The organism is Pyxidicoccus sp. MSG2 (assembly GCF_026626705.1).
In the GTDB taxonomy this organism is placed as follows: Bacteria; Myxococcota; Myxococcia; order Myxococcales; family Myxococcaceae; genus Myxococcus.
Map to the genome: position 1 here is coordinate 11,019,182 of NZ_JAPNKC010000001.1, position 26,049 is coordinate 11,045,230.

A 26,049-nucleotide genomic window follows, 5' to 3' on the forward strand; every position below is an offset into this window, starting at 1 on the left:
GCGAGGCGGCGGCCAGTAGCGCCCCACGTTACAAGTTGGCCGATTTCCGTAACGGGAAGGGACACACTTCGGAAGCCGGAGGATCGACAGCGGGATGTCCTGCCACTGTTCGATGTGCTCGCATCGAGGCGCTCGACGTGCCAGGCACCGGCGGCAAGAATGCGCGCCATGCAAGGAAAGACAGTGGTGGTCACGGGCGCCTCGGCGGGCATTGGCGAGGCGCTGGCGGTGGTGCTGGCCGGACGCGGCGCCAACCTGGTGCTGGCGTCGCGCAACGAAGAGGCGCTCCAGCGGGTGAAAGCCCGGTGCGAGTCGGCGGGCGGGCGCGCGGTGGTGGTTCCCACGGACGTGGGCGACGCGGAGGACTGCCGCCGCATGGTGGACCGCGCGGTGGAGGCCTTCGGCGGCATCGACGTGCTCGTCAACAACGCGGGCCTGACGATGGATGCGCGCGTGGACGAGGTGAAGGACCTCTCCCTCTTCGAGCGGCTGATGCGCATCAACTATCTGGGCGCGGTGTACTGCACCTACCACGCCCTTCCTCACCTCAAGGCCCGGCGAGGGCTCGTGGTGGCCGTCTCGTCGCTCACGGGCAAGACGGGGGTGCCCGGGCGCAGCGGCTATGCGGGCAGCAAGCACGCCATGCACGGCTTCTTCGACTCGCTGCGCATCGAGCTGCGCGGCACCGGCGTGGACGTGACGGTGGTATGCCCTGGCTTCGTCGCCACCGACATCCGCGCCAGCGCGCTGGGCGCGGACGGTCAGCCCCTGCGGCAGAGCAAGCACGACGAGAGCACGGGCAACATGGACGTGGGCACCTGCGTGGCCATCATCCTGCGCGCCATGGAGCGGCGCGAGCGCGAGGTGGTGATGACCACCAAGGCCCGCGTAGCCCAGTTCCTCAAGCTGGTGGCCCCGGGCGTGGTGGACCGCATCGCCGCACGGACCATGCAGGACCGGCGGCGCTAGACGATTCGCGACCTACCGCCGCAGCAGCCTGTCTCCGAGCAAGCCGAGCGGGTCCACGAGCCAGGGCTCGACGCCGGCCGGCAGGAAGCGGGGCATGGGCTCCATGAAGGTGAAGCGCGCGGGCATGAGCAGGTTGGCCACCACCAGCAGCGCCGCGAGCGCGGGCAGGCCCCACCCGGCCTCTCGCACCGGCAGCGGAGCCGTGCCGGGCCGGCGCTCCAACTGGCTCCGGAGGACTGCATACGCGAGGAAGGCCTGCAGGTGGGTGAGCGAGAACAGCCGCGAGAAGTCGAAGGCAATCAGCACCAGCGCAAGCGAGCTGCACGAGGCGACGGCGTACACCGCGGCCCACGTCCACCGCGCCCGTTGCTCCAGCCCCGAGCGCCACAGTCGCGCCACCCCGAGTGCCATCATCAGGAAGGTGGTGGGCAGGAAGGAGATCAGGCCCCGGGCGTAGATTTGCGGCAGGTCCTGGTGCTCGGAGATGCGTTGCAGCAACTGCGGGAGCGACCACTTCAGCAGCTCGTTGACGATGTCCACCCAGCGTGGCGGGGTGGCGCCCCACTGAAGCATGCTCGCATGCAGTGCGTCGGTAGGGCGGGACGTGAAGATGCAGAGCGCCAGGACCGCCAGCGCCCCGAGCACGGCCAGCAGCCGCACCGCCATGCGCCGGTCCACCGCCAACCCCGGGCGGCCCGGGTCCAGCGCGGCCAGCAGGAGCACGGGCACCAGCACCACCGAGGCCGCCTCATGGACGAGCATCGCCACGGCGGCGATGGGAACGAACCGGGCCAGGGACAGCCGCCCGTCTCGCACCGCGAGCAGTGACAGCACCGCGAGGAGGCTGTCGTAGTACCCCAGACACATGCCCGTGTGCCAGACGAAGGCCGAGGAGGCGAAGAGGAAGGCCACGGCCACGTCATCCCGCCCCGGTGTCCTGCCCGCACCCCGGCCAGCCACCAGCGCTCGCGTGGCGGACGCGGTCCCGAGGGTGAACAACACAATGGCCGCGAAGGACACGCCGATGATGATCTGCCGGACGACGGCGCCGTCCTTCCCCGCGAAGAAGGGCAGCAACAGCGTGCCGGGAAGCCCCCGCTTGACGAAGCCGTGAGCGTAGTTGAGCAGGTGCTGGCTGATGGCCCAGTCATGCGGCTCCGTCACCAGCCCCTTGAGCAGGGTGAAGCCCAGGACTGCTCCCAGCGCCGACAGGAGGACGTAATGGGCCCACGGCGCGTCACCGGCCGGTGTACCCCCGGGAGCGTTCCGCGAAGGGGGGGGAAGAGGGGCTTCGAGCGGTGCCACGCCCTCTACCGGTGCGGACGATGGTGTGGATGACATGAGGTCTCGCGGCGTTCCTGCTCGCGGAGTTTCTATCACGAGTCCCGCGACTGGACGCCATCTTCGAGCCGTTCCCCAAGCAGGAGCGGAGGAGGGAGGTGTAGAGGAGAGTCCACCCCGCATTCTCACGGAATGACATACAAAATCCCTCGGGCACGGGTGCAGTGATTGATGATAGTGTTTCATGTATGCACTGGCACCTGCACTTGAAGAGCGCGGCTCTGGCCGTGCTGTTCGCGATGTCCGGGCTCACCGGGGCCGACGCGCACGCCCAGCAATGCACTCCCGAGCCCCCTCCCGTCGAGCCGCTCGATGACCGGATGAGCGACACGCGGCTCCTGCGGCGCATCGTGCTCGGGCTCACGGGGACCACGCCGACCGTCGAGCAGTACGAGGCGGTGGTGGCCGCGGCCACGCCGGAGGCCCGGGCCTCGCTCCTGCGCTCGACGCTCGACGAGGTGCTCGCCTCGCCGAAGTTCTACGAGCGGATGCTGCGCTTCGGACACGAGTGGCTCGCGGTGGGGGCGTACACCACCGGCGCTCAAGGCGACGCGTACCAGGGCGACATGTCCGGCCACCTGTTCAGGTGCCCCGCCAACAGCCTGCATCCCAACGCGTACTACCACGTGAACGAGTTCGCCTCGGACCCGGGCCAGCAGTGCTCGGACAAGGATGCCAGCGGCGCCTCCGCCGTGCCCGAGGTGCACACCGTCGAGCCCTGGTGGGCTCCGGGAACCACCGTGGAGGTGCTGGGCAAGGCCGGCTCCAACCTGACGCAGGTCGTCGATTCCCAGACTGGCAAGGTGTCCGACTGCGGCGTCGCGGGTGGTGGCTACTACGACCCCGCGCTGCCCAGGGGGTGTGGCTGCGGACCGAACCTGGTGTGGTGCTCGCCGCTCTCCGGCCTGGGCGGCGGGAGCACCCACGACCTCAACGTCCAGCGCCGCCACCCCTACGAGGAACCCGCGCGCCTGTTCGCGCACCTCGCGTGGCACGACCGGCCCCTCTCGGACCTCGTGCTGGGCAACTACTCGGTCGGAACCAACTGGCTGCGCGCGCTGTACGTGCGCTTCGGCCGGCAGATGGGCAGCAACGCGCTGGACGCGAACACCACGTGGTGGCGCCCGAACGCGGGCAACGCCGCTCGCGACCCGCTGCACCCCGCGCCGAACGACCCGCAGGCGTGGCGCGAGTTCGTGGTGGAAGACCTGGAGCCCTTCCACCTCGCGCTCACCAGTGACCGGGCGCGCTCCGGCAGCATCGACCGCACCTACCGCTTCGACCCGCGCACCACGACCGAGGCGCCCAGGGGCATTCCGGCCGCCGGGGTGCTCACCATGATGGGCGCGCTGTCCTCATTCCCGCGCGAGCGCGTCCGGGCCGCGCGCTTCCTGGAGATGTTCGCCTGCCAGAGCTTCTCGCCGCCTCCCGCGGACGTGCACTTCCCTCCGTACGAAGTCGACCCGGCGACAGGCGGCACCTGCCTGCACTGCCACAAGACGCTGGACCCCGCGGCCATCTCCTTCAAGCGGTGGGACTTCACCCCGACCCCGAGCTACTACGTCCCGTGGCCCTTCATCCCGGGCATGGGCAGCTATCGCGTCACGAAGGAGTGGCTGTCCGGGCAGTATCCGCACATCGGCACCGCGCCGGGCTTCCGCTGGAAGAACGCCTTCCTGCCCAACACCGTGCTGACGCCGGTCACCCCCGAGCAGCTCAAGGCCAATCCGGAGGCGGTGCTGCTCGACACGATGCCTGAGTCGTACACGCTGCTCGGTGAGCACGGCGACGGCACCATGGGCCCGCTCGGCTTCGGCAAGCTCCTCGTCCGCTCCGGCGAGTTCGACCGCTGCGCCGCGCGCAGGCTCTACGCGATGTTCGTCGGACGGGAGCTGAACCCCGCCACGGAGAAGGGCTTCATCGACAAGCTCGCGAGGGAGTTCGTCGCGAGGGAGCGCAAGCTCCGGCCCTTCCTCCAATATCTCTTCGAGCAGCCCGAGCTGCGGAGGGGCCTGTGATGCGCACGTTGCGTCCGTTGCTGAAGGCGGCCGTGCTGGCCTCGCTCACAATCTCCCTGGCGGCCTGTACGGAGCAGGCCACGGCCCGCATCAATGACGCGGCTGGCAACCCGGACGGCGGCGTGGACTGCGCGGCGGCGGGCCGGAACGACGAGATACGGCTCGCGCTCGCGCCCGCGTGCGAAGGCTGCCACCTCACCGGCAACAAGCCCTTCTTCGCCTCGCTCACCGCGTTCGAGAGCGGGCTCGTCTACAACGAGCGGTACGTGAAGCGGGGGGACCCGGGGAACAGCCTGCTGGTCCAGATGCTCAAGGGCGTGGCCCCCGGAAGCTATGCCCAGATGCCGCCGGGCCAGCGCTATGACGAGCTCGTCGCCAGCGGCCGCGTCACGCTGACTGTCGCGCAGGTGGAGGCGTGGATTCGCGACCTGCCGGCTCCGCCCGAGCAACTGGAGGCACCGTCGCCCGAGGAGTTCCGCGTCCGCCGGCTGTCCGCCGAGGAGATGGTGGTGGTCCTGATGGACCAGCTCGGGCTGGCGCTCGAGGACTTCGTCAGCACCAGCGACCCCAACTGGCGCAACCGGGCGTACGTGGTGAACTGGAACAAGTTCTTCGTGTGGCCCGGTGACTGGTCGCCCGGCATCTCCGGCGAGTACGTCTCCGACCCGCGCACCGTCGAGCGCTTCGAGGCGCTGGGCGGGGGCAACTCGCTCCTGTACCGCAAGAAGGACGTGAGCTTCGGCCCCTCCGCCGCGCAGGCGCTGGTGCAGATGTCGCAGGCCTGGTGCGCGCGCGCGGTGGACAAGGCGAGCAACAAGGCGGTGCTGCGCTACGTGGCGCTCGCCGACACCTCCACCAAGAACCCGGACGCGGTGCAGAAGAACCTGCGCTACCTCTACCTGCGCATGCTCGGACAGCCGCCCCCGGACGCGGAAGCGAAGGCGCTGTACGAGCAGGTCTACCTCCCGCTCGAGGCGCAGAGCACGCGCCTGGGCTGGATTGGCGTCTGCGCGGCGCTCATCCGTCACCCGCTGTGGATTACCTACTGAGCCGAGGACCCCATGCCGAACACCTCTCGACGCACGCTGCTCAAGTGGGCCCTCGGAGCAGGGCAGTTCGCGCTCCTCGAACGCGCGGGGCTCCTCGGCTCCGGCACCGCGCGCGCCGCGGTCTCCTCGGATGCCCCCTCCCGGCTCGTGGTGCTCTACATCCCGGGGGGCTACCGGCCGAATTACTACTTCACCCCGCTGGAGGACGCGGACATTCCGCTCTGCGTCCCGGCGCCGCCGGCTACAACGGCGAGCCCGTCTTCTTCGACGCGAGCAAGGTGGTGAACCTCGCGCCCGCGAGCGGCGCCTACAAGCCGCTGCGGACCTGGCAGTCGTGGAATCCCCAGGACCCTGCCGCGCGTGGCAGCTACAGCCCGCTCATGTATGGCTTCACGCACTTCGCGCTGCATGAGCAGTTGAGCGTGTTGCACGGCGTGGACCAGGGCACCAATGACCACGCGAGCGCCTTCATCTCCGCGATGTGCGGTGTCGCCGGTGCGGACTACCGGGCGCCCGCCGTCCACTCGGTCATCGCGAACCACCTGTATGAGAAGCACCGCGAGAGCCGGCCGCTGCCGTTCGTGGTCGTCTCCGGAGACCGGGGCACACCGGTGGGTATGGGGTTGCCCTCCCACGCCTCGCCCGTTCGTGTGCCCTCCATCGAGGCGCTCAAGCCGATGTTGTCCGCGAAGCCCTCGGACAACGCCTGGTGGACGGGGCTGGATGCGCGCACCGAGGGGCCCGAATTGAACGCGCGCGGCCAGCCCACCGGGAGCAACCTGAAGACGACGACGGTGGAGCGCTTCTCGCTCTCGCGCGCCCAGCAGTTCCTGGGCCGCTCGACGGCGAAGGTGGACAACTACCTGGAGGGCCTGCACGGCTCGCTGTCGTCCGTCTCCCGCGTGCTGGCGACGGATGTCGTGTCCCTGCTGGAGGGCACCAAGGGCATCGACGCGCTGAAGACGAACCGTCCCGCGTACCTGTCGAGCTACCTGAACGAGACCTTCACGTACACGTTCGGCCTGGCGAACTTCCACCTCACCGGGCTCGACCCGCGGATGGACATGGCGCTGCGCCTGCTCAAGTCGGACCTGTGCACCTCGGTGCATGTGTCGCTGCAGCTGGACTTCGACACCCACAACGGCCATGGCCATGGCTATAGCTGCGCGCATGGCCGCGGGCTGATGGACTGCGTCGCGCGCTTCCTGGGAGAGCTCAAGGCCTCGCCCGCGCCCGGCAAGCCGGGCAAGACGCTGCTCGACGACACGCTGGTGCTGGTGATGAGCGAGTTCGGCCGGAGCTGGGCCTCCCGCGGAAGCGACGGCACCTACTCCCTGCCGGATGACCACCACCCCTACACCTCGGTCTGCTTCGCGGGTGGAAACGTGGCTGGGAATCGGCAGGTGGGCTCGTACACGACGCGCGGGCTCGGAGTCCCGGTGGACATCGTCGAGGAGAATGGCCAGCCCTCGAAGCGCGTGCCCAGGTCCGCGGATGCCGTCACCACCGCGCTGCGAATCATGGGCATGGACACACACGAATTCTTCATCCCCGGCGGCTACGGCGAGGTGGTGGGACTTCGGAAGGCGTAGCTTTGGACGTCTTCACCTGTGCAGGGGCGGGTCTGGGCGGGCGATTCCCTCTCACTCACGGAGCGGGTACTATCGCAATCCCTGAAATGCCAGGTCGAGTCGCTCGACCCCACCCAAGCCGCGTCTTCCATGAGCCCGCTGGTTGACGCGAGAGGTGCCGAAGATGGCCAGTGAGTACACCCATGGAATGGTGGAGCAGGCGCGGGCCCACGCCGGAAAACCTCCGGGGCTGTACCGGCTCTGCCTCGCCGAAATGTGGGAGCGCGCGGCCTACTACGGCATGCGTGGGCTCCTGGTCCTCTTCCTGACGGTCAAGACGCAGGGAGGGCTTGGCTGGTCCACCGGGGACGCGCTCTCGTTCTACGGCATCTTCACCCTCCTCGTGTCCCTGCTGCCCATTCCTGGTGGCATCCTCGCGGACTGGTTGCTCGGACCCCGCAAGGCGGTCGTCCTGGGGGGCATGATGATGCTGGTGGGCTACCTGCTGCTGGCGCTGCCCGCGGAGCCCGCGGTCTACCTGGGCCTGGGCTCGCTCATCCTCGGCAGTGGTTTCTTCAAACCGAGCATGCCCGTCCTCCTCGGGGAACTGTACCCGGAGGGGGCAACGCAACGGGACGGTGGCTTCACCCTCTACTATCTGGGGGTCAGAATCGGCGCCGTCCTGGGATCATTCGTCTGTGGCATCGTGGGCGAGGTCCTGGGCTGGCATTGGGGCTTCGGCGCCGCGGGTGCATTCATGCTCCTGGGACTGGTGACCTTCCTGAAGGCTCCGGTCGGACGGGTGATGCCGTCGAGGCCGGATTCCGTGTCATTGACAGCATCACCGGCCTCGAGCGGGAGCGGAAGCCGCGGCCTCACTCACGAGAGCCGGGGCCGGTCTGGCATCATCGCCATCCTTGGAGTGTTCGTGCTCGTGTTCTGGACGTGTTTCGAATTGTCCAGCGGACCGATCAACCGGACGCCGACGATCAGCTGGACCTTGTTCGGCGTGGAAGCCTCAGCGGGCATGTTCGAGAAATCGGGCTTCGGGTTCATCCTTCTGCTGGCGCCCCTGCTCGTGGTGCTGTGGAACGTGCTGGCGGCACGCGGCAGGGCCCCGAGTCCTCCAGTCAAGATGGGGTTGGGCTTCCTCCTCATGGCGCTGGGCTTCGCCTTCATGTTCGGCGCGTGGAAGGAACACCAACTGTCGGGCCAGGCGTCCGTGGCGTGGCTCCTCATGACGCACCTGTTCGTCACCCTGGCGGAGCTGTGCATTTCACCGATAGCCCTGTCGATGGTGACCCGGCTGGCTCCGGCGCGCTTCCCGTCCCTGACGGTGGGCATCTGGTTCCTGTTGCCCGTGGTGGCCAACATGCTGGTAGCCATCCTCGCCCGCGGCTCGGAAAGCCTCGACCTGTTGCTCTTCACGGGCGTCGCCACGGTGGCGGGGGGCGCACTCCTGCTCGCCCTCGCCCCCGTACTCCAGCGGTGGCTGCGCGACGCAACCACCGCCACGAGCCCTTCCCCTGTAGCCCCAGAGCCGGGTCCAGCCCACCCGGCGCCATGAAGCAGCAGGCGTCAGGGCACTCGCTTCCCTCGATTACCGGCTCATGAGTCGCGAGCCAAGACATCCCCAGCCCCAGCGGGACGAGTCCGCCCGGAGCGGCAGCCACGGGACCGGAAACAATGCGGCCCGGCGCGCGCGGCGTCCCTGAGCGAGGGACGCCGCGGGCCGGGCCGTGGCCGGCGAGGCTAACTGTCCGTCAGGGCGTGACGGAGACGAGCGTGCCCGCCAGGGAGTTGTTGTCCTCGAGGAACTCGGAGACGGCGCCGTACGTGTCCGCCGCGGCGCCCACGTACCAGGAGCCGGTGGTGGGCGCGTAGGCGTTCACCGAGCGGGAGCGGGTGACGCACTGGCCCGCGTTGAGCGACACCCCCGTCACCGTGCCCAGAAGGAAGTCCTCGGGCGGCAGCGGCGCCACCGGCGGGCGGATGACGTTGTCCGAGGAGAAGAAGAGGTCCACGTCCGTGACGGCCGCGGCCTGCCCCCGGTTGCACACCGTGAAGCTGACGGTGAACGCCGCCCCCTGCCGCACGCTGGAGGCCGAGGTCACCGAGGTGATGACCAGGTCCGGCTTGTTGCCCACGCCGATGCGGCTGGCCGCCAGGGTGTTGTTGTCCTCGATGAGCTCCGCGCGGCTGCCGGCGGGGTCCACCACCGCGCCCAGGAACCAGGCTCCGTCCGGCCCTCCCGGCGCCGTCACGGTCAGCGTCCTGCTCGCGCAGGCACCCACGTTGAGCGAGATGCCCGTCACCGTGCCCAGGTAGGTGTCCTCGATCGGCAGGTAGGGCACCGGCGGGCGGATGGTGTTGTCCGAGGACAGATACAGGTCCACGTCCGCGGTGCCGCTCTGCTGACCCCGGTTGCACACGGTGACGCTGGTGCTGAACGTGTTGCCCTGCCTGACGCTGTACGGCCCGGTGACGGCCGTGACGACGAAGTCCGGCAGGTTGCCCACTCCAATGCGGTTGCCCGTGAGGAGGTTGTTGTCCTCGATGAGCTCCAGGGAGTTGTTGCGGGGGTCCGCCACCGCCCCCAGGGAGTACGCACCGTCCATCACCCCGGGCGATATGGCGCTCACGCTCCTGCTGACGCACTGGCCGGCGGTGAGCGTCACCCCCGGCACCGTGCCCAGAAAGAAGTCCTCGGGCGGCAGCGGGGCCTCTGGCGGCCGGATGACGCTGTCCGCGGACAGGTACAGGTCCACGTCCACGGTGCCGCTCTGCTGGCCACGGTTGCAGAAGACGACGCTCGCGCTGAAGGAGGTGTTGGGCTTGACGCTGTAGGGGCCGGTGACGGAGGTGATGACGAAGTCGGGCCGGTTGCCCACGCCGATGCGGTAGCCGGAGGAAGCGTTGTTGTCCTCGATGAGCTCCAGGCGGTTGTTGGACGGGTCCACCACGGCGCCCAGGTGGTAGGCACCCTGGAGGCCCGGGGGCGGCAGCCAGGCCGGGCCCGTCACCTGCACGGTGGCGCACTGACCCTGCATGAGCCAGCCCGTGGGGACGTTGCCCACGAAGGCGTCCTCCATCGGTCCCGGCCCGGTGTTGGTCCGGATGGTGGCGTCAGCGGACAGGTAGAGCTCCACCTGGGAGTCACCGGAGGTGGTGCCCTGGTTGCAGACCGTCACCTGTGCGGTGAGGGACTGGCCGTCCTGGACGCTGGTGGGGCCCTTTACGCTGGTGACGACGAAGTCGGGAGCGTTGCCCACGCCGATGCGGTAGCCGGAGGAGGCGTTGTTGTCCTCGATGAGCTCCACGCGGTTGTTGGTCGGGTCCACCACGGCGCCCAGGTGGTAGGCACCCTGGAGGCCCGGAGGCGGCAGGTAGGCCGAGCCCTGGATGGGGACGGTGGCGCACTGGCCCGGGTAGAGCCAGCCCGTGGGCATGTTGCCCACGAAGGAGTCCTCCATCGGCCCCGGCCCGGTGTTGGTCCGGATGGTGGCGTCGGTGGACAGGTAGAGCTCCACCTGGGAGTCACCGGACTGGGTGCCCTGGTTGCAGACCGTCACCTGTGCGGTGAGGGACTGGCCGTCCTGGACGCTGGTGGGCCCGGTGATGGAGGTGATGACGAAGTCGGGCGCGTTGCCCACGCCGATGCGGTAGCCGGACGAGGTGTTGTTGTCCTCGATGAGCTCCTGGCGGTTGTTGGACGGGTCCACCACGGCGCCCAGGTGGTAGGCACCCTGGAGGCCCGGAGGCGGCAGGTAGGCCCAGCCCTGGACGGGGACGGTGGCGCACCGGCCCGGGAAGAGCATGTCCGTGGGGGAGCCACCTACGAAGGAGTCCTCCATTGGCCCCGGCCCGGTGTTGGGCCGGATGGTGGCGTTGGCGGACAGGTAGAGCTCCACGAAGGAGCTATCCGGCTGGGTGCCGTGGTTGCAGACCGTCACCTGAGCGGTGAGGGGCTGGCCGTCCTGGACGCTGGTGGGGCCGGTGACGGAGGTGATGACGAAGTCGGGAGCGTTACCCACGCCGATGCGGTAGCCGGACGAGGCGTTGTTGTCCTCGATGAGCTCCTGGTGGTTGTTGTACGGGTCCACCACGGCACCCAGGTGGTAGGCACCCTGGAGTCCCGGAGGCGGCAGGTATGCCGAGCCCTGGATGGAGACGGTGGCGCACTGGCCCTGCATGAGCCAGCCCGAGGGGATGCTGCCGACGAAGGAGTCCTCCATCGGCCCCGGCCCGGTGTTGGTCCGGATGACGCTGTCGGCGGACAGGTAGAGCTCCACCATGGCGTCACCGGACTGGGTGCCGTGGTTGCAGACCGTCACCTGCGCGGTGAGGGACTGGGCGTCCTGGACGCTGGTGGGCCCGGTGACGGAGGTGATGACGAAGTCGGGAGCGTTGCCCACGCCGATGCGGTAGCCGGAGGAGGAGTTGTTGTCCTCGATGAGCTCCTGGCGGTTGTTGGACGGGTCCACCACGGCGCCCAGGTGGTAGGCGCCCTGGAGGCCCGGAGGAGGCGGGTAGGCCGGGCCCGTCACCTGCACGGTGGCGCACTGGCCCTGCATGAGCCAGCCCGTGGGGATGCTGCCGACGAAGGCGTCCTCTATCGGCCCCGGCCCGGTGTTGGGCCGGATGGTGGCGTCGGTGGACAGGTAGAGCTCCACCTGGGCGTCACCGGAGGAGGTGCCCTGGTTGCAGACCGTCACCTGTGCGGTGAGGAACTGGCCGTCCTGGGCGCTGGTGGGGCCCTTTACGCTGGTGACGACGAAGTCGGGAGCGTTGCCCACGCCGATGCGGTAGCCGGAGGAGGAGTTGTTGTCCTCGATGAGCTCCTGGCGGTTGTTGGACGGGTCCGCCACGGCGCCCAGGTGGTAGGCACCCTGGAGGCCCGGGGGCGGCAGGTAGGCCCAGCCCTGGACGGGGACGGTAGCGCACCGGCCCGGGAACAGCATGTCAGTGGAGGCGCCACCTACGTAGGAGTCCTCCATCGGCCCCGGCCCGGTGTTGGTCCGGATGGTGGCGTCAGCGGACAGGTAGATCTCCACGAAGGAGCTATCCGGTTGGGTGCCGTGGTTGCAGACCGTCACCTGCGCGGTGAGGGGCTGACCGTCCTGGACGCTGGTGGGGCCGGTGACGGAGGTGATGACGAAGTCGGGAGCACTGCCCACGCCGATGCGGTAGCCGGACGAGGCGTTGTTGTCCTCGATGAGTTCCTGGCGGTTGTTGGTGGGGTCCACCACGGCGCCCAGGTGGTAGGCACCCTGGAGGCCTGGGGGAGGCAGGTAGGCCCAGCCCTGGACGGGGACGGTGGCGCATTGGCCCTGGTAGAGCCAGCCCGAGGGGATGCCGCCGACGAAGGAGTCCTCCATCGGCCCCGGCCCGGTGTTGGGCCGGATGGTGGCGTCGGTGGACAGGTAGAGCTCCACCAGGGCGTCACCGGACTGGGTGCCCTGGTTGCAGACCGTCACCTGCGCGGTGAGGGACTGGCCGTCCTGGACGCTGGTGGGACCGGTGACGGAGGTGATGACGAAGTCGGGAGCGCTGCCCACGCCGATGCGGTAGCCGGACGAGGCGTTGTTGTCCTCGATGAGCTCCTGGCGGTTGTTGGACGGGTCCACCACGGCGCCCAGGTGGTAGGCACCCTGGAAGGCCGGGGGAGGCAGGTAGGCTGAGCCCTGGATGGGGACGGTGGCGCATTGGCCCTGGTAGAGCCAGCCCGAGGGGATGCCGCCGACGAAGGAGTCCTCCATCGGCCCCGGCCCGGTGTTGGGCCGGATGGTGGCGTCGGTGGACAGGTAGAGCTCCACCAGGGCCTCACCGGACTGGGTGCCCTGGTTGCAGACCGTCACCTGCGCGGTGAGGGGCTGGCCGTCCTGGACGCTGGTGGGGCCGGTGACGGAGGTGATGACGAAGTCGGGCCAGCTGCCCACGCCGATGCGGTAGCCGGAGGAGGAGTTGTTGTCCTCGATGAGCTCCAGGCGGTTGTTGGACGGGTCCACCACGGCGCCCAGGTGGTAGGCACCCTGGAGGCCTGGGGGAGGCAGGTAGGCCCAGCCCTGGACGGGGACGGTGGCGCATTGGCCCTGGTAGAGCCAGCCCGAGGGGATGCCGCCGACGAAGGAGTCCTCCATCGGCCCCGGCCCGGTGTTGGGCCGGATGGTGGCGTCGGTGGACAGGTAGAGCTCCACCAGGGCCTCACCGGACTGGGTGCCCTGGTTGCAGACCGTCACCTGCGCGGTGAGGGGCTGGCCGTCCTGGACGCTGGTGGGGCCGGTGACGGAGGTGATGACGAAGTCGGGCCAGCTGCCCACGCCGATGCGGTAGCCGGAGGAGGAGTTGTTGTCCTCGATGAGCTCCTGGAGGTTGTTGGACGGGTCCACCACGGCGCCCAGGTGATAGGCGCCCTCGGTGCCCGGGGGAGGCAGGTTGGCCCAGCCCTGGATGGAGACGGTGACGCACCGGCCCTGGAAGAGCCAGCCCGTGGGGATGCTGCCGACGAAGGAGTCCTCCATCGGCCCCGGCCCGGTGTTGGTCCGGATGGTGGCGTCGGCGGACAGGTAGAGCTCCACCTGGGCGTCACCGGGGGAGGTGCCCTGGTTGCAGACCGTCACCTGCGCGGTGAGGGACTGGGCGTTCTGGACGCTGGTGGGGCCGGTGACGGAGGTGATGACGAAGTCGGGGGCGCTACCCACGCCGATGCGGTAGCCGGAGGAGGAGTTGTTGTCCTCGATGAGCTCCTGGAGGTTGTTGGACGGGTCCACCACGGCACCCAGGTGGTAGGCACCCTGGAGGCCCTGGGGAGGCAGCCAGGCCTGGCCCTGGATGGAGACGGTGGCGCACCGGCCCTGGAAGAGCCAGCCGGTGGGGATGCTGCCGACGAAGGAGTCCTCCATCGGCCCCGGCCCGGTGTTGGGCTGGATGTAGCCATCCTCGGACAGGTAGAGCTCCACCTGGGAGTCACCGGAGGTGGTGCCCTGGTTGCAGACCGTCACCTGCGCGGTGATCGGCTGGCCGTCCTGGACGCTGGTGGGGCCGGTGACGGAGGTGATGACGAAGTCGGGAGCGAGGCCCACGCCGATGCGGTAGCCGGACGAGGTGTTGTTGTCCTCGATGAGCTCGTCCTGCACGTGCTGCGGGTCCACCACCGCGCCCAGGTGGTAGGCGCCCTCGGTGCCCGGGGGAGGCAGGTAGGCCTGGCCCTGGACGGGGACGGTGGCGCACTGGCCCGGGAAGAGCATGTCGGAGGGGGCTCCGCCCACGAGCATGTCCTCCTGCGGCCCCGGTCCGCCGGAGGGCTGGATGAATTCATCGGCGGACAGGTACAGCTCCACCTGGGAGGAACCCGGGGTGGTGCCCTGGTTGCAGACCGTCACCCGCGCCGCGAGGCTCTGGCCGGACTGCACGCTGGTGGGGCCCTCCACGGCGGTGACGAGGAAGTCCGGCCCGTAGCCCACGCCCATGGGCCCGCTGAGCCGCGAGTTGTTGCTCTCGTCGGACTCGAACTCGATGTCGTAGGGGTCGGCGAGCGCCCCCAGGTACCACGCGCCTTCCGACGGCGCGGGGCTCACCGAGACGGTGCGCGTGTCGCACGCTCCGGGAGGCAGGTAGCCCAGGTACTCGTTCCCGCCCCAGAAGTCCGTGGCGATGGACAGGTTGCTGTCATCCGACAGCACCAGCGCCACCTCCGTTCCGCCTCCCGTGTCGCCCCGGTTGCAGACCGTCACCGTCGCGTTGAAGAAGCTGCCCGGCGTCGTGCTGGTGGGGCCGCTCAGCGCCGTCACCACGAAGTCAGGTCCTCCCAGCCCCTGCTTCGCTTCCTTCAGAGCGTCCGTGGAGGAATCTCCCGAGTTACACCCCACAGCCACGGAGGCCAGCGCGAGTGCGCCGGCCACCGTTCGTCCGATGTTTCGTCTCATGCGTGTCTGCTCCCTGGGCTGTCTCTACTGCAGCCCTACAAGTCTGCTGGATTGCCCGCGAAAGCGGAATGAGTAGGTTTCTCCGGGTATGAGTCGCGGCCCCAGGCCCATGCGGGCGAGCAGGGGAGGGCCCGGGGTGTCCCCCCGGCGCGGCACGCGAGGAACCCAACGGCTGGCGCTGATGAGCGCGGGGTTGCGCTTCGCCGTGGGCCTGCGCGCAGGTGGCAAGGGCGTTGCACTGCTGGAACACGAGAGCCGGGGCCTGGTGCGCCCCGCGCAGATTCTGCGTGAGCCAGGAAGAGAGGTGCAGCCCGTGCGGAGACTGGAGGTCGTGATCGGGTGGATCCAGGGCCTGGAGGGTGCCCGCGAAGGGCGCCGCGCCGCGCAGGTGGAGGCGAGGTCATGAAGCAGGCGGCCTCATGGGCCAGCATGCCTCCGGAGGAGTTGCTGCGGCGCATGCTCGCGCCGCTCACCGAGGTGATGTCCCACCCGGTGGTGTGCGTGGGCCCGGACGACCCCGCGGAGGTCGCGCTGCGGCTGCTCGTGGAGCACGGCATCAGTGGCCTGCCCGTGGTGGACGCGCAGCGCCGGCCCATCGGCATGCTTTCTCGCGCGGACCTGCTCGAGGAGCGCCTGGAGGCCCTCACCGAGGGTGAGTTCGGCCCGCGCCCTCGCGTGTGCGACCTGATGACCCAGCAGGCCATGTCCCTGCCGGAGACCGCCCTGGTGCGCGAGGCCGCCGCGCTGATGTCCTCCTATGGCGTGCACCGTGTGCCCGTGCGGTCCCCAGCGGGGGAGCTCGTGGGTATCGTGTCCACGCTGGACGTGCTGCGGTGGCTCGCCGCGCCCGAGGGGCTGAGCACCGTCAGGTAGTGCGGCAGGCCTGGAGGGGCGCATGGACAGCGCACGCCGAGGTGCTGTTCATTGTCTGTCTCCTTCCTCCTCGAGCCCCACGAGCCCCGATGACGAACACCCTCTTCCGCAACTGTCACGCGCTCGTGCCCGGTGAGCGCGGTGAGCCCACCCTCGCGCGCAACCAGGACATCGTCGTCCGGGGCAACCGCATCACCGCCATCCGCCCCACCGGCCAGGCCCCCGAGCCCGACCTCGACATCATCGAGGCCCACCAGCAGCTCGCCATGCCCGGCCTCATCAACACCCACTCCCACGTGCCCATGGTGCTCTTCCGCGGCCTCGCCGAGGACGTCCCCATCGAGCGCTGGTTCAACGAGTTCATCTGGCCCCTCGAGAGCAACCTCTCCGAGGAGGCCGTGTACTGGGGCATGCAGCTGGGCCTCATCGAGATGATCGAGGGCGGCGTCACCACCGTCGCCGACCACTACTTCTTCATGGATCAGGCGGCTCGGGCCGTCCAGGACGTCGGCACCCGCGCCCACCTGGGCTGGGCCGTGTTCGGCAGCAGGGGACACAAGGCGCTCGAGGAGAGCGCCGACTTCGCCCAGCGTTGGAACGGCGGCGCCGACGGTCGCATCACCACCTGCATGGCGCCGCACGCCCCGTACACCTGCGATGACGACTTCCTGCGTGCCTCCGTGGAGCACGCGAAACGGCTGGGCCTCGGCATCCACATCCACGCCGCCGAGGACATGAACCAGACCCGCGCCAGCCTGGAGCGGCGGAACATGACGCCCATCCAGGTTCTCGATGAGACGGGCGTGCTCAGCGTCCCCACCATCATCGCCCACGGCTGCGGCCTCATGCCCGAGGACATCGAGCGCCTGAGCCGCTACCGCGACCATGTGGGCATCGCGCACGCGCCGAAGACCTACCTCAAGCTGGCCATGGGCCTGACTCCCATCCCCGCGCTGCGCAGGGCCGGCATCCCCGTGGGCCTCGCCACCGACGGAGCCGTCAGCAACAACACGCTCGACATCCTCGAGAGCCTCCGCCTCATGGCCATGCTGCAGAAGCACGACGCGCGCAACCCCGAGGTGCTCCCCATTCCCGAGGCCCTCGACATCGCCACGCGCGGCAGCGCGGCCGTGCTTGGAATGGGCGACCGGCTCGGCCAGCTCGCCCCCGGCTTCCTGGCCGACATCATCCTCGTGGATACGAGCGGCGCGCACTGGCAGCCGCCCCACAACCTCGCCGCCGGGTTGGTCTACAGCGCTCGCGCCAGCGATGTGCGGACGGTGATGGTCGACGGCCGCGTCATCATGCGGGACCGCCGCCTCCTCACCCTCGACAAGGCCCGCGTCCTCGCCGAGGTGGCCCGCCACATGGAGCACCTGGCGCGTCGTGTCCCCGAGGCTCGCATCCAGGTCTACAAGCCGTAGCCGCTACCAGGACAGTAGGATTTCTCGAGTTCCGTCCTGTATACGCGGCTACCTCTCGCCATCTGCCGAGAGGCATTGGAGGTTACGACACGTGATGGGGATGCGCTGGATGCTGAGCTGGACTCTTCCGCTGGTGGCCCTGAGCACTCCAGAGGCACCGCGGCCCGTGGCGCTCGCCTACCAGCCGGCGAGCTGTGACCCGGAGAAGGAGCTGCGGTGCATGTGCGTGGGGAGCGTGGGCTCGGCGGAGGCGGCGCTGAAGGAAATCGGCCTGGACGCGCAGGTCATCCGTACGAGCGGCGTGCCCTGCATCCAGGGCGACTTCGACCGCGACGGCAATCCGGACTACGCATTCCTGGGCCCCGGCTACTCGGCGTGCAATGGCGCCGCTCCCGTGCGCATCGTCTTCACGAAGAAGGGGCTCGTGCGGGAGGTCCAGTCGCTTCCCCGCATGATGAGCTGCTTCCAGCTCTACCGCCCGCACAAGAAGACCGGTCGTGACGGCGTGCCGGCCACGAAGCGGGACGCGCTGGTCGACTGGGGGGAGGGCAACAACACCTGGTTCTACCGCTACGACGGCAAGCGCTGGCTGGCCACGAGCCATGCGTCCGAGGCGAACTGACGTGTTCTCCGCCGCGCTTCTCCAAGAGCTTCCCGGCCTTCCTGGACAGCGTGAAGAAGGGCTGAGGTGGACTCCCCCCTGTCACGACATGCATGATTCCAGATTCACCCGGCGTGAATTCATCTCCGTCCGGGTCACCCCCAAGGATCGCGCATGAACTGGAAGACGAACGTCGTGATCGCAGCCGCCCTGTCCCTCGTGGTCATCTCCTGCGGCCCGAGCGAGCTCCCGGAAGAAGGCGAGGCTCCCATCTCCACGGAGCAGATCTCCCAGGACATCGGCGCGTCGCCGTCGTGTCCCAGCTCCTACGGCAACTACACCGGGACCCTCCAGAGCAGGACGGACGTGCTCACCGCCTGCGGAGGTTGCACCACCCGCCTCGGCGCGAAGCCGGGCATCCGAACCGCCCGTTACGAGCGCTGCTGCACCTACTACGTCGCCACGGAACAGACGACGTGTGGCGCCTGGAAGCTCATCGAGGACGCGTGCACCTCGTGCGCGACTCCGGATTGACGACGTGCGCAGGCGGTTGCCGCGCACGCTGAAGGCCTCACGGCCCCTTGGACTCGAGCGAGTCGACGATGCGGCGCAACTGATTCGCACGACCTGTCGCGGTGCGCGCCGTCACGACCTCCAGGATGAGCGCGTATCGCCGCGTCTTGCCGAGCGCCTCGAAGGCACGCGCGGCCCGGGGATTCGCGGACAACGCGGCCGCCAGGTCGCTGGGGACCGTGGCGTTTCGCTGCGACTCGTAGGCCGCGGCCCAGCGCCCATCGGCCTTGGCGGCCTCGACCTCGGCGAGCCCCGCCGGTCGCATCCTGCCCGCGGCGAGCAACGCCTCGACCTTCCGCACATTCACGCGGGACCAACGGCTGCGCGGCCGGCGCGGCACGTACTTCTGGAGATAGAAGCGCTCGTCGAGTGACTTCCGCTGGCCGGATATCCAGCCGAAGCAGAGCCCCACGTCCACTGCTTCGTCGTCCGTCAGCGAGGCGATGCCCGTCCCTTTCTTGGCGAGCTTCAGCCAGACCCCAGCGCGAGCGCCGCCGTTCTCCTCGAGCCACGCCTCGAACCGCGCCGCGCCGCGAAACGCCCTCACCGGGGCCTCGTCGACGGCCCCTCGCTCAGCGCGCGCCATGGCGGGCTCCGAGGACGTCGAGGGAGTGATGCTTGAACATGAAGCGGGTCGCCGCCCGTGGGTCGTCCGACCAGAGGAGGAGGGTGCTCATTCCGCGCAAGAAGGTCATGGGTCTCTCGTGCCCTGGCCGCATCTTGCTCGCGACCCGGTGATCATCTCCTCCCCAAAGTTACAAAATGAGTCGCGTTTGAAGCGCGCCCTCGTGTTCGGCGACATCTTCTCCGCGCTCTGAGCGGCGGCCCCCATTTCTGTCGGGAACGTGACTGCCCCTGCGACAGGGGGCCGGGAGGCTCCGGGCCGGTGCTCGTGCGACGCTGGGCGCTCGCATGAGCACCTCCTCTCCATCTCCGCCCGACGAGTCCTCCAGGCTCGCGCTCGACAACACCCACATGGCGGCGACGCGGACCCTGTTCTCGCTGGTGAGGACAGGGGCGGGGATTGCGGGCGGAGGCGCGCTCGTCACCGACCTGCTCATCAAGGGATGGCCACGCTGGGTGGTCCTCACGCTCTCCTCCGCCTTCGTCGTCCTCGGCTACTCTCTGATGTGGTCGGCCTTGAAGACGGGCAGGCGCCTGCGCGCGCAGGTCGAGGTCAAGCAGCACGGAGAAGCGTTCCTGTTCCCGCTCCGCAAGGTCACGGTCTGGACGCTGTCCCTGCAGTTCCTGATTCTGACGGTGCTGGTGCTCTATTTCCTCGGCTGACGCCTCGCATGTGCACGGTCGCCAGGTGCGCAGGGGCGAGTGACAGTTCCAGGGGCCTGGGGTGTTCATCATCCCGATACGGCCCCGCGGGCGACCGCCGTCACTCCGCCATGAAAGGGGGACCCACATGTTTCCTGAATCCGGGATCAGCAACCTCGCCGCCGTCGCGCTGGCGACCGTCGCGACCCTGGCCTCCGCGGCCGGGGCGACCGTCCCAGCGCCGTCCGCCTTCTTCCTGTCCCGCAGCGAGAACCGGAACCAGGTCCACTACGCCCTGCGCCTGGACGAGGCCTGCCGCCCCGTGGGGACGCGTCCCGTGCAGGTGTACTGGCGGATGTTGGAGCGCGGGGAGTCGGAGGTAGAGGACCTGCTGGGGGCCGAGCAACCCGTATATGGGCTGGAGGACCCGCAGCCGGTCGACGCCACCGCTGATGGCTGGCGAGTGCAGGTGCGCCTGCGGGCCTTTCCCTCGCGCCCCATCGACATCACCACCGCGCGGGTCGACGGCGAATGCCAGGTCCAGGCCTGGACGAAGCTGGGCAACAGCGTCTCCCGGCTGGAGCACGTCTTCGTGAAGACGTCCTGGCCCTTCTCGGTCGACTTCGTGCGGCTGGATGGCGTGGGTCCGGAAGGACAGCCAGTCCATGAGCTGATCCGCGAGTGAGGTGAGATTCCCTACACCTATACAGGTGCAACTCCATGGCGGAATGGGCGCATATCGTGATTCGATGCCGCTCAACCCCTCAAGGAGAGACACGCCATGAAGAGCTTCCTGGGTGTGCTGACGGTGCTCGTCGTCCCGGTGCTGGTGGCCTGTGGTGGAGTGGAACCTGTCGAGGCGCCGGAGCTGGGGCAGGAGTCGAGCGCCCTTGTCACGTGCACACAGACCTGTCCGAATGGCTCGACGGTGTCTTGTGAGGGGAATACCTGTTCTGTGCAGGCGGACTCCGTCGAGTGCGATGGCCTCTACAACATCTGTTTCACGCCCATCCCCATCTGTGGGCTGAACAATCGCTGCAGCAAGCTCGCGGGGACTCCGTGTTCGCCCGTCGGCGGGTCGCGGAGCTGCTGTCTGCCGGGCCACCCCAATCCCAATTGCTTCTGCACGCCCCTTGGCGTCTGGGCCTGCAGCGCGTTGTGACGCGCCCGGGGCAGTGTGTGCGCCAATCCTGACGCGCTGCACGCGCGAATGGGAGCGCCGCAGCTTGGGCGTGTCCGCAAAATCGGTCGAGGCCCGCCCGATGTTGGCGAGCCTTCTCTGCTGACGGGCCGCGACGGGCGTGAGCAACTCACGCTCGCAACCGGTGCGCGTGGGCGCCGGTCAGTTGCAGCGATTCGCTTGCTCGTTGCATGAGTTGACACACCCCAGGGTATCGAAGTCGGTCTCCGTGTTGGCGGGCTCGTTGTCAGGGGAGCTCTCGGGAAAGCGGCGGGGAGCGCTGCCGGCCGGCTGGCAGGTGCCGAGGCAGGCGTTGTCCTGACTCCGGCACGGCGCCGGCATGTCCGAGGTGCTGAGCGTCGCGCAGCCGGTGAGGCCGAGGACCACACCCGCCAGCTGCGCGATGCGGAGAGACCGCTTCATCTTCCCGAGGCGCAGATCATGGCCCACGTTCGGAACCATTCGGGAGCTTCTCAAGGGCCGCCTTCCTGACGGCGGCCTCCCGTTCCATCAGCATTCTGCGAATATCGTCTTCGTCCAGTTCGGTGACCATTTCATAGACCACCTCACCATCTCTCCATGAAACAACGGAGTACCCGTGTGAGGAGAATTCTTCGAGGAATGGACCTCTGCTCCCTGGGTCCTGCGTCTCATCTGGATTCAGCGGGATCAACGTCTTCTCGCCTGGAGGAGCGGTAGTGCCGAGGACCACGGAAGGAGCATGATCCTTATCCCCTCTGACCTTGAATGTGAGGAAGCCCGAAATGGGCAGATCCTCGAGCTGTTCAGGCGGCGCGTCAGCGGTGCAGTCAATGAAGCGCTCCAACACGTAGAGGTAGGCCCGCTGTCGCTGCTTTTGCGACATGGACAGGGCCGCTTTGGCGGGCTCGCCGGTGACGGCCAGCATCACGGGAGGACCGTCAGCGGCGGGCGGAGGTTCCGACGCCAGCACCGTCTGGGTGAATAGTTTGTAACCGACGATCCAGTGGCGCTCCGCGCGTGCTCGCTTCGTCAAGATCTCCGACGGATCGTCGAGCGTCTTCGTGGCTGCGGCCGTCAGTGCGCCGAGCGCGCCCACTACGGCGGAGGCTCGCCGAAAGGAGGGTTTGGTGAGGAATGCCGCGAGCAGGCTGCCCGCCGCGCCGACGACCGCGCCAAGCAGCAGCAGCAGGTCTGAAGTCTGCATGGCGCTTTGAGCCCGCTCACGGTCCCGGTTGAGGCGCGAGATGCAGGCCTGGGCATTGGCGGTGAGGCGGGGATCGAGTGTCCCCGGAAGCTGGACCTCGCCGGGGCCCACGCTGCGGCACCCAGCTGCCACGATTCCCAGTGCGACGAGGAACAAGAGCTTGCGGGCTCGACTCATCCCTACAGTGTTGCAGAGATATCTATCCATGGGCACCCCATGAGGCTCAGCCGGTGACGGTGCAGCGACGCTGGCCCAGCACGCTGCCGTCGATCTCCACCACGTCTCCCACTTTTAGCATGAGCGGGTTTCGTGAGTGGGCGCGCAGCGCGGCGGCCAGCCTCGCTCCGGGGCCAGGCAGCAGCGCGGCCTGAACCGGCTCGGCAAGGGCAATCGGGAAGGAAGAAACAGGATTGAGGTACTGCCTTGACCCGGGCAGGTACCTGCTCGAGAAACCAGGAACCGACCCGTCCGGGTGACTGCGTTGAGGCCCCGAGAGCTTCGAGCTCGCTCAACAGATGGCAGCACCCGGTCGGTTCGGACCCCAATGTGCACCGGGCCCCGAAGGGGGTCCTACGAGAGTTCGGATGGAAGCGTGGCGGAGCGGTAGCTCAAGAGGTACTCGGCTTGGGGGGCAGTGCCGGGACTTGACTCGGAGCGGCCTCCTCATGGAAGGGCCCCATTCCTTTTATGCGTCATGCTCCCGCGAGGCGTCGCGCACCTCCGCTGCTGTGACGACAGCGGACCTCGCAAGTCGCTGCCGTTGCGTGGGGCCTTTCGCGCCAACACCCGAGGAACGCCTCGGCTCCCCCGCCAGGGACGAACGTCGGCGGGTCGCCTTGACAACCCATGCCCTCGCATCTAAAAAACATTTAGATTCGTCCGCCAGGAGACCCTCCCATGCCACGCCTTGCCGCCCCCTCCGTCACCCTGCTTTCCCTCGCCTGCGGTGTGCTCCTGGGCGCGTGCGCGACGCCCGTCGGCTATGCGTCCGGGACGTCTGTCGCGGAGCGAGACTCGCTGCACCGCTCGACGGTGGCGCCCACCGTGGAGTCGGAGGCGCCTTTCATCGCGCACACGGTCGAAGCCGATATCGCCGTGCCTCCCAGCCGCCTGTTGCCCTGGCTGGTGAACGTTCCGCTGGAGCGCATCCTGCTGGGGACCGAGAAGCTTGCGGGCATCGAGCGGACCGATGCCCTCTCTCCCTCCTGGGGCAGCCCGGGGGCGCGCCGGCGCGTGGTGCTGCGCGACGGGAACACCTCCCTCGAGGAGCTGCTCGTCGTCGAGGATGAGCGACGGTTCCAGTACGTCGTCTGGAACTTCACCAACGAGGCGCGGCGCGCCGTCCAGTACGCGGTGGGCGAGTTCCGCTTCACGCCGACCGCGACGGGGACACACCTGAGCTGGACCTACCGCTTCCGGGGCAATGGGTGGCCCACCGAGGGCTTCCTCGAGGACTTCGTCGCGGAGGACTTCGCTGGCTACATGCAGGTCGGCATCCGGCACATCCAGGCCGAGGCCGAGCGCGACCTGACGGCACCGCCGAACTGACGAAGCGTGTTGCCGCGGCCTATGCTCGCCACGGAGAGGTGGGAGTCCCGTGGCGAGCACACCCAAGACACGTCCGACCGCGGCCAAGACGGCCAAATCAGCCAGGAAGCCCACGAAGCCTCGCGGCTATCACCACCTCGACCTGCGCCGCGCCCTGCTGGACGCGGCCATCGAGTTCCTGCGGGAAGGCGACGTCACCGGGCTGACCATCCAGGTCCTCGCACGGGCCGCGGGCGTGTCTCCCGGAGCGCCCTACCACCACTTCCCGGACAAGCAGTCCCTCCTGGCGGCGCTGGCCACCGAGGGCTACGAGCTGCTCGGGGAGCGCGTCGCGCGGGCCGTGGCGCGTGAGCCCACCGTGCCGGGCAAGCTCGCGGAGGTCGCCACCGCGTACCTCTCCTTCGCGAAGGAACACGCTTCGCACTACCGCATCATGTTCCTGCCCGAAATCGAGGACCGCGTTCGCTTCGCGTCCGTCCACGAGGCCTCTGACCGCTCCCTGGGGGTCCTGTTCGAGGTGGTGGCGGCGGGCAACCCCGGGATGCCGCTCGACGCCGTCGTCGCCCGGGCCATCGCTGCCTTGTCCCTGTGCCATGGGTTCGCATCGCTGCGGGCGGCGAGGGTGCTGGGAAACATCCCCGGGATTCCGAAGGTCGAGCTGCTCGAGAAGGTCGCCATCGCCGAGGTGGTGACCGTCGCGCTGGGAGGCGGCAGATAGGCCGCCCCCGGTGAAGGTCCCTTGCGCGGCCGGGCCGTCAGAACGGCGGGGTGAAGTAGCAGTAGTCGGACGCGTAGGGGCAGTCCTGGGGGCAGATGGAGGGGTTCTCCGTGCAGCAGACGCTGTCACCGCAGGTGTTGATGCCGCAGTCCGCCGGGCAGCTATAGGCCTCCGTGTTGATGTCACAGAGGTTGTCGCCGCACTCCGGGATGCAGATGAGGCTGGGCGTGTTGCGCGGCTGCTCTCGCCGGGTGCCAGGGCTGCGCTCCGGAGCCTTGCCCGTCAGGGTGGGCGGGGTGAAGTAGCAGTAGTCGGAAGCGTAGGGACAGTCCTCGGGACAGTTGGAGGGGTCCTCCCAGCCGCAACAGACGTGGTTGCCGCATTCGTTGGGGCCACAGTCCGCCGGGCAGCTATGGACCTCCGAGTTGACGTCGCAGACGTTGTCGCCGCAGACCGAGTAGCAATAGAGGGCAGCGGACTGGTCAGCCACGGGCTCGCCGGCTCCTGCTCCCGCCGCATCGGGAGATGGCGCGCCACCACACGCCAGGAGGAGTCCAGCGACCAACGACAGGACACGGCTCGGCAACGTGCTCATCGGAAGGCTCCTTTCCCGCTTCGTCAGTCGAAGCACGGGAGCACGGATGGTACGGGTTCGCACGCACGCTGGGAATCCCCGGCTGCGTCAAGGTCGTGACGCCAGATTTCTTCGGAGCCTCACTTCGACCCCACCTCGGACAACCGGTCTCGTGCACGCTCGACCCGGACCAGCAACTCCGGGTCCGCGAGTCGCTTTGCGATGGCCGCGGCTCTGGCCAGCGTGCCCTCATGGTCCGGTGCCCCCTGGATGCGAGCAACCATCAACAGGCCCATCACCCGCAAACGCACGTAGCCACCGTCACCCGCATGTTCGCAGGCACGCCGCGCCATTCCGAGGGCCTCATCCCGGGCGCCTTGACGATGGAGGCCGAAGGCCACCCCGGCATCCCGGCGATAGCTGGCGAAGGGATGCACGTCTTCGGTCGACAGGGACCGATACAGCGCGAGCGCTCGGGCGGAATCGCCCCGTCGGTTGGCATCGAAGGCCTCGTGGTCGACCAGGCGGGCCTGGAAGCATGCGGCATCCGCCGGGTCCAGCTCCGCCCGGGAGGCGTCAAGAATGCTCCGAGCGCTCTCCAGATGAGGGCGCGCCGCGGCCTCCGCTCGCTTCGCGTTCACATCGAGGCGGGTCAGGAGATAGCTCGTCGCGAGATGGTGCTCGATCCGGGCCGCGGGCAGGTCCGCGAGCGCCGCGGCTGCCTCGAGCAGCGGCCGCGCCTCGTCGAAGGCCCGTCGGCGTAGCGCCACGCCCGCCAGTCCCAGCAGTATCCAGACGCGAGCCTTCGACTCCGAGAGGGGTGGCCGCTCCCACAGACGCAGCTGGTCGACACACAGCTGAACGGGCAGGTCTCCGAAGGGGCTGTGATACGTCCCCATCCATCGGGCCTGGGCCTCGACGGTCGCGGGCACACCGAAGACCCTCAGGACCCGCTGGCCGATGAGGCCTCCATCCCGCTGGCCCCGTCCACGCAGGCGCCGGAGTGCCCGTTCCACCGAAGTCACATCTTCCGACAGGCCCCGCTCGACGAGCTTCCATGCGACCGCGGCAAGGGTGTCGTACTCCGCCACCAGGGCTTCCACGTAGTCCGCCCACGTGTAGCCGACGGGCGCCTGGGTCTCGGTCGTGCGTTGTCCGGTTTTCTGTCCGTTCCGGCGAGGCGGCCCCGATGCCATCGTGTCGTCAGCCTTCCTGCCAGGGCGAGCCACTTCG

23 protein-coding genes are annotated in these 26,049 nt (G+C 68.8%); 16 read left to right on the forward strand and 7 right to left on the reverse strand.

All coding sequences use genetic code 11. From position 1 onward, the window contains the following. The first annotated feature begins 159 nt into the window (after nucleotides 1-159). Nucleotides 160-969 (forward strand): SDR family oxidoreductase, encoded by an 810-nt coding sequence (locus OV427_RS42730; protein ID WP_267861989.1) that lies wholly within the window; start codon nucleotides 160-162, stop codon nucleotides 967-969. A 12-nt stretch (nucleotides 970-981) separates the two neighbouring features. On the opposite strand, the gene OV427_RS42735 is transcribed toward OV427_RS42730, so the two are convergent. After that, nucleotides 982-2,310, reverse strand: coding sequence for a hypothetical protein (locus OV427_RS42735; RefSeq protein ID WP_267861990.1), 1,329 nt, complete (start codon nucleotides 2,308-2,310; stop codon nucleotides 982-984). Nucleotides 2,311-2,516: 206 nt separating this feature from the next. Between OV427_RS42735 and OV427_RS42740 the strand changes: the two genes are divergently transcribed. The 5 genes from OV427_RS42740 (at nucleotide 2,517) to OV427_RS42760 (ending at nucleotide 8,515) form a co-directional block, all read left to right on the forward strand. Beyond that, nucleotides 2,517-4,328, forward strand: a complete 1,812-nt coding sequence (locus tag OV427_RS42740) for a DUF1549 domain-containing protein (protein WP_267861991.1) — start codon at nucleotides 2,517-2,519, stop codon at nucleotides 4,326-4,328. Beyond that, nucleotides 4,328-5,377, forward strand: coding sequence for a hypothetical protein (locus OV427_RS42745; protein WP_267861992.1), 1,050 nt, complete (start codon nucleotides 4,328-4,330; stop codon nucleotides 5,375-5,377). Before OV427_RS42740 ends, OV427_RS42745 begins: the two co-directional genes overlap by 1 nt. A 12-nt stretch (nucleotides 5,378-5,389) precedes the next feature. Further along, nucleotides 5,390-5,662, forward strand: a complete 273-nt coding sequence (locus OV427_RS42750; RefSeq protein ID WP_267861993.1) for a hypothetical protein — start codon at nucleotides 5,390-5,392, stop codon at nucleotides 5,660-5,662. Further along, nucleotides 5,659-6,969 carry a DUF1501 domain-containing protein gene (locus OV427_RS42755; protein WP_267861994.1) on the forward strand — a complete coding sequence of 437 codons (1,311 nt, stop codon included), beginning with the start codon at nucleotides 5,659-5,661 and terminating at the stop codon, nucleotides 6,967-6,969. The genes OV427_RS42750 and OV427_RS42755 overlap by 4 nt, the downstream gene beginning before the upstream one ends. A gap of 142 nt (nucleotides 6,970-7,111) precedes the next feature. Continuing rightward, entirely contained in the window at nucleotides 7,112-8,515 is a 1,404-nt protein-coding gene (locus OV427_RS42760) for a peptide MFS transporter (RefSeq protein WP_267861995.1), read from the forward strand. Between the two features lie 196 nt (nucleotides 8,516-8,711). Here OV427_RS42760 and OV427_RS42765 read toward each other — a convergent pair whose 3' ends face one another. Next, nucleotides 8,712-14,873, reverse strand: coding sequence for a CARDB domain-containing protein (locus OV427_RS42765; RefSeq protein WP_267861996.1), 6,162 nt, complete (start codon nucleotides 14,871-14,873; stop codon nucleotides 8,712-8,714). 136 nt (nucleotides 14,874-15,009) lie between these two features. Between OV427_RS42765 and OV427_RS42770 the strand changes: the two genes are divergently transcribed. From OV427_RS42770 to OV427_RS42790, 5 genes are all read left to right on the forward strand, one after another. Then, the gene (locus OV427_RS42770; protein ID WP_267861997.1) at nucleotides 15,010-15,279 is read left to right on the forward strand and encodes a hypothetical protein; all 270 of its coding nucleotides are present in this window, start codon (nucleotides 15,010-15,012) and stop codon (nucleotides 15,277-15,279) included. After that, the gene (locus OV427_RS42775) at nucleotides 15,276-15,746 is read left to right on the forward strand and encodes an HPP family protein (protein WP_267861998.1); all 471 of its coding nucleotides are present in this window, start codon (nucleotides 15,276-15,278) and stop codon (nucleotides 15,744-15,746) included. Before OV427_RS42770 ends, OV427_RS42775 begins: the two co-directional genes overlap by 4 nt. Before the next feature lie 89 nt (nucleotides 15,747-15,835). Beyond that, the gene (locus OV427_RS42780) at nucleotides 15,836-17,170 is read left to right on the forward strand and encodes an amidohydrolase (RefSeq protein WP_267861999.1); all 1,335 of its coding nucleotides are present in this window, start codon (nucleotides 15,836-15,838) and stop codon (nucleotides 17,168-17,170) included. 109 nt (nucleotides 17,171-17,279) lie between these two features. Then, nucleotides 17,280-17,792, forward strand: coding sequence for a hypothetical protein (locus tag OV427_RS42785; protein ID WP_267862000.1), 513 nt, complete (start codon nucleotides 17,280-17,282; stop codon nucleotides 17,790-17,792). A gap of 153 nt (nucleotides 17,793-17,945) precedes the next feature. Then, nucleotides 17,946-18,305: a hypothetical protein gene (locus OV427_RS42790; RefSeq protein WP_267862001.1), complete on the forward strand. Its 360-nt coding sequence runs from the start codon at nucleotides 17,946-17,948 to the stop codon at nucleotides 18,303-18,305. 37 nt (nucleotides 18,306-18,342) lie between these two features. On the opposite strand, the gene OV427_RS42795 is transcribed toward OV427_RS42790, so the two are convergent. Then, nucleotides 18,343-18,930: a YdeI/OmpD-associated family protein gene (locus tag OV427_RS42795; protein WP_267862002.1), complete on the reverse strand. Its 588-nt coding sequence runs from the start codon at nucleotides 18,928-18,930 to the stop codon at nucleotides 18,343-18,345. Nucleotides 18,931-19,256: 326 nt separating this feature from the next. On the opposite strand from OV427_RS42795, the gene OV427_RS42800 reads away from it, so the two are divergent. The 3 genes from OV427_RS42800 to OV427_RS42810 all read left to right on the forward strand — a co-directional run bounded on the left by OV427_RS42800 (nucleotide 19,257) and on the right by OV427_RS42810 (nucleotide 20,772). Continuing rightward, nucleotides 19,257-19,631 (forward strand): hypothetical protein, encoded by a 375-nt coding sequence (locus tag OV427_RS42800; RefSeq protein WP_267862003.1) that lies wholly within the window; start codon nucleotides 19,257-19,259, stop codon nucleotides 19,629-19,631. Between the two features lie 127 nt (nucleotides 19,632-19,758). Then, the gene (locus OV427_RS42805) at nucleotides 19,759-20,295 is read left to right on the forward strand and encodes a DUF4833 domain-containing protein (protein WP_267862004.1); all 537 of its coding nucleotides are present in this window, start codon (nucleotides 19,759-19,761) and stop codon (nucleotides 20,293-20,295) included. A gap of 96 nt (nucleotides 20,296-20,391) precedes the next feature. Continuing rightward, nucleotides 20,392-20,772 (forward strand): hypothetical protein, encoded by a 381-nt coding sequence (locus tag OV427_RS42810; protein ID WP_267862005.1) that lies wholly within the window; start codon nucleotides 20,392-20,394, stop codon nucleotides 20,770-20,772. A gap of 180 nt (nucleotides 20,773-20,952) precedes the next feature. Here OV427_RS42810 and OV427_RS42815 read toward each other — a convergent pair whose 3' ends face one another. Both OV427_RS42815 and OV427_RS42820 read right to left on the reverse strand, forming a co-directional pair. Beyond that, entirely contained in the window at nucleotides 20,953-21,252 is a 300-nt protein-coding gene (locus OV427_RS42815) for a hypothetical protein (RefSeq protein ID WP_267862006.1), read from the reverse strand. After that, nucleotides 21,230-22,183, reverse strand: coding sequence for a hypothetical protein (locus tag OV427_RS42820; protein ID WP_267862007.1), 954 nt, complete (start codon nucleotides 22,181-22,183; stop codon nucleotides 21,230-21,232). Before OV427_RS42820 ends, OV427_RS42815 begins: the two co-directional genes overlap by 23 nt. 690 nt (nucleotides 22,184-22,873) lie before the next feature. Here OV427_RS42820 and OV427_RS42825 point away from each other — a divergent pair. Together OV427_RS42825 and OV427_RS42830 are read left to right on the forward strand one after the other, a co-directional pair. Further along, nucleotides 22,874-23,524: an SRPBCC family protein gene (locus tag OV427_RS42825; protein ID WP_267862008.1), complete on the forward strand. Its 651-nt coding sequence runs from the start codon at nucleotides 22,874-22,876 to the stop codon at nucleotides 23,522-23,524. Nucleotides 23,525-23,573: 49 nt separating this feature from the next. After that, nucleotides 23,574-24,242 (forward strand): TetR/AcrR family transcriptional regulator, encoded by a 669-nt coding sequence (locus tag OV427_RS42830; protein ID WP_267862009.1) that lies wholly within the window; start codon nucleotides 23,574-23,576, stop codon nucleotides 24,240-24,242. 37 nt (nucleotides 24,243-24,279) lie between these two features. On the opposite strand, the gene OV427_RS42835 is transcribed toward OV427_RS42830, so the two are convergent. After that, a complete protein-coding gene (locus OV427_RS42835) occupies nucleotides 24,280-24,732 on the reverse strand; it encodes a hypothetical protein (protein ID WP_267862010.1) in 453 nt (150 codons plus the stop codon). Nucleotides 24,733-24,956: 224 nt separating this feature from the next. Beyond that, a complete protein-coding gene (locus tag OV427_RS42840; protein ID WP_267862011.1) occupies nucleotides 24,957-26,012 on the reverse strand; it encodes a hypothetical protein in 1,056 nt (351 codons plus the stop codon). Between the last annotated feature and the right edge of the window lie 37 nt (nucleotides 26,013-26,049).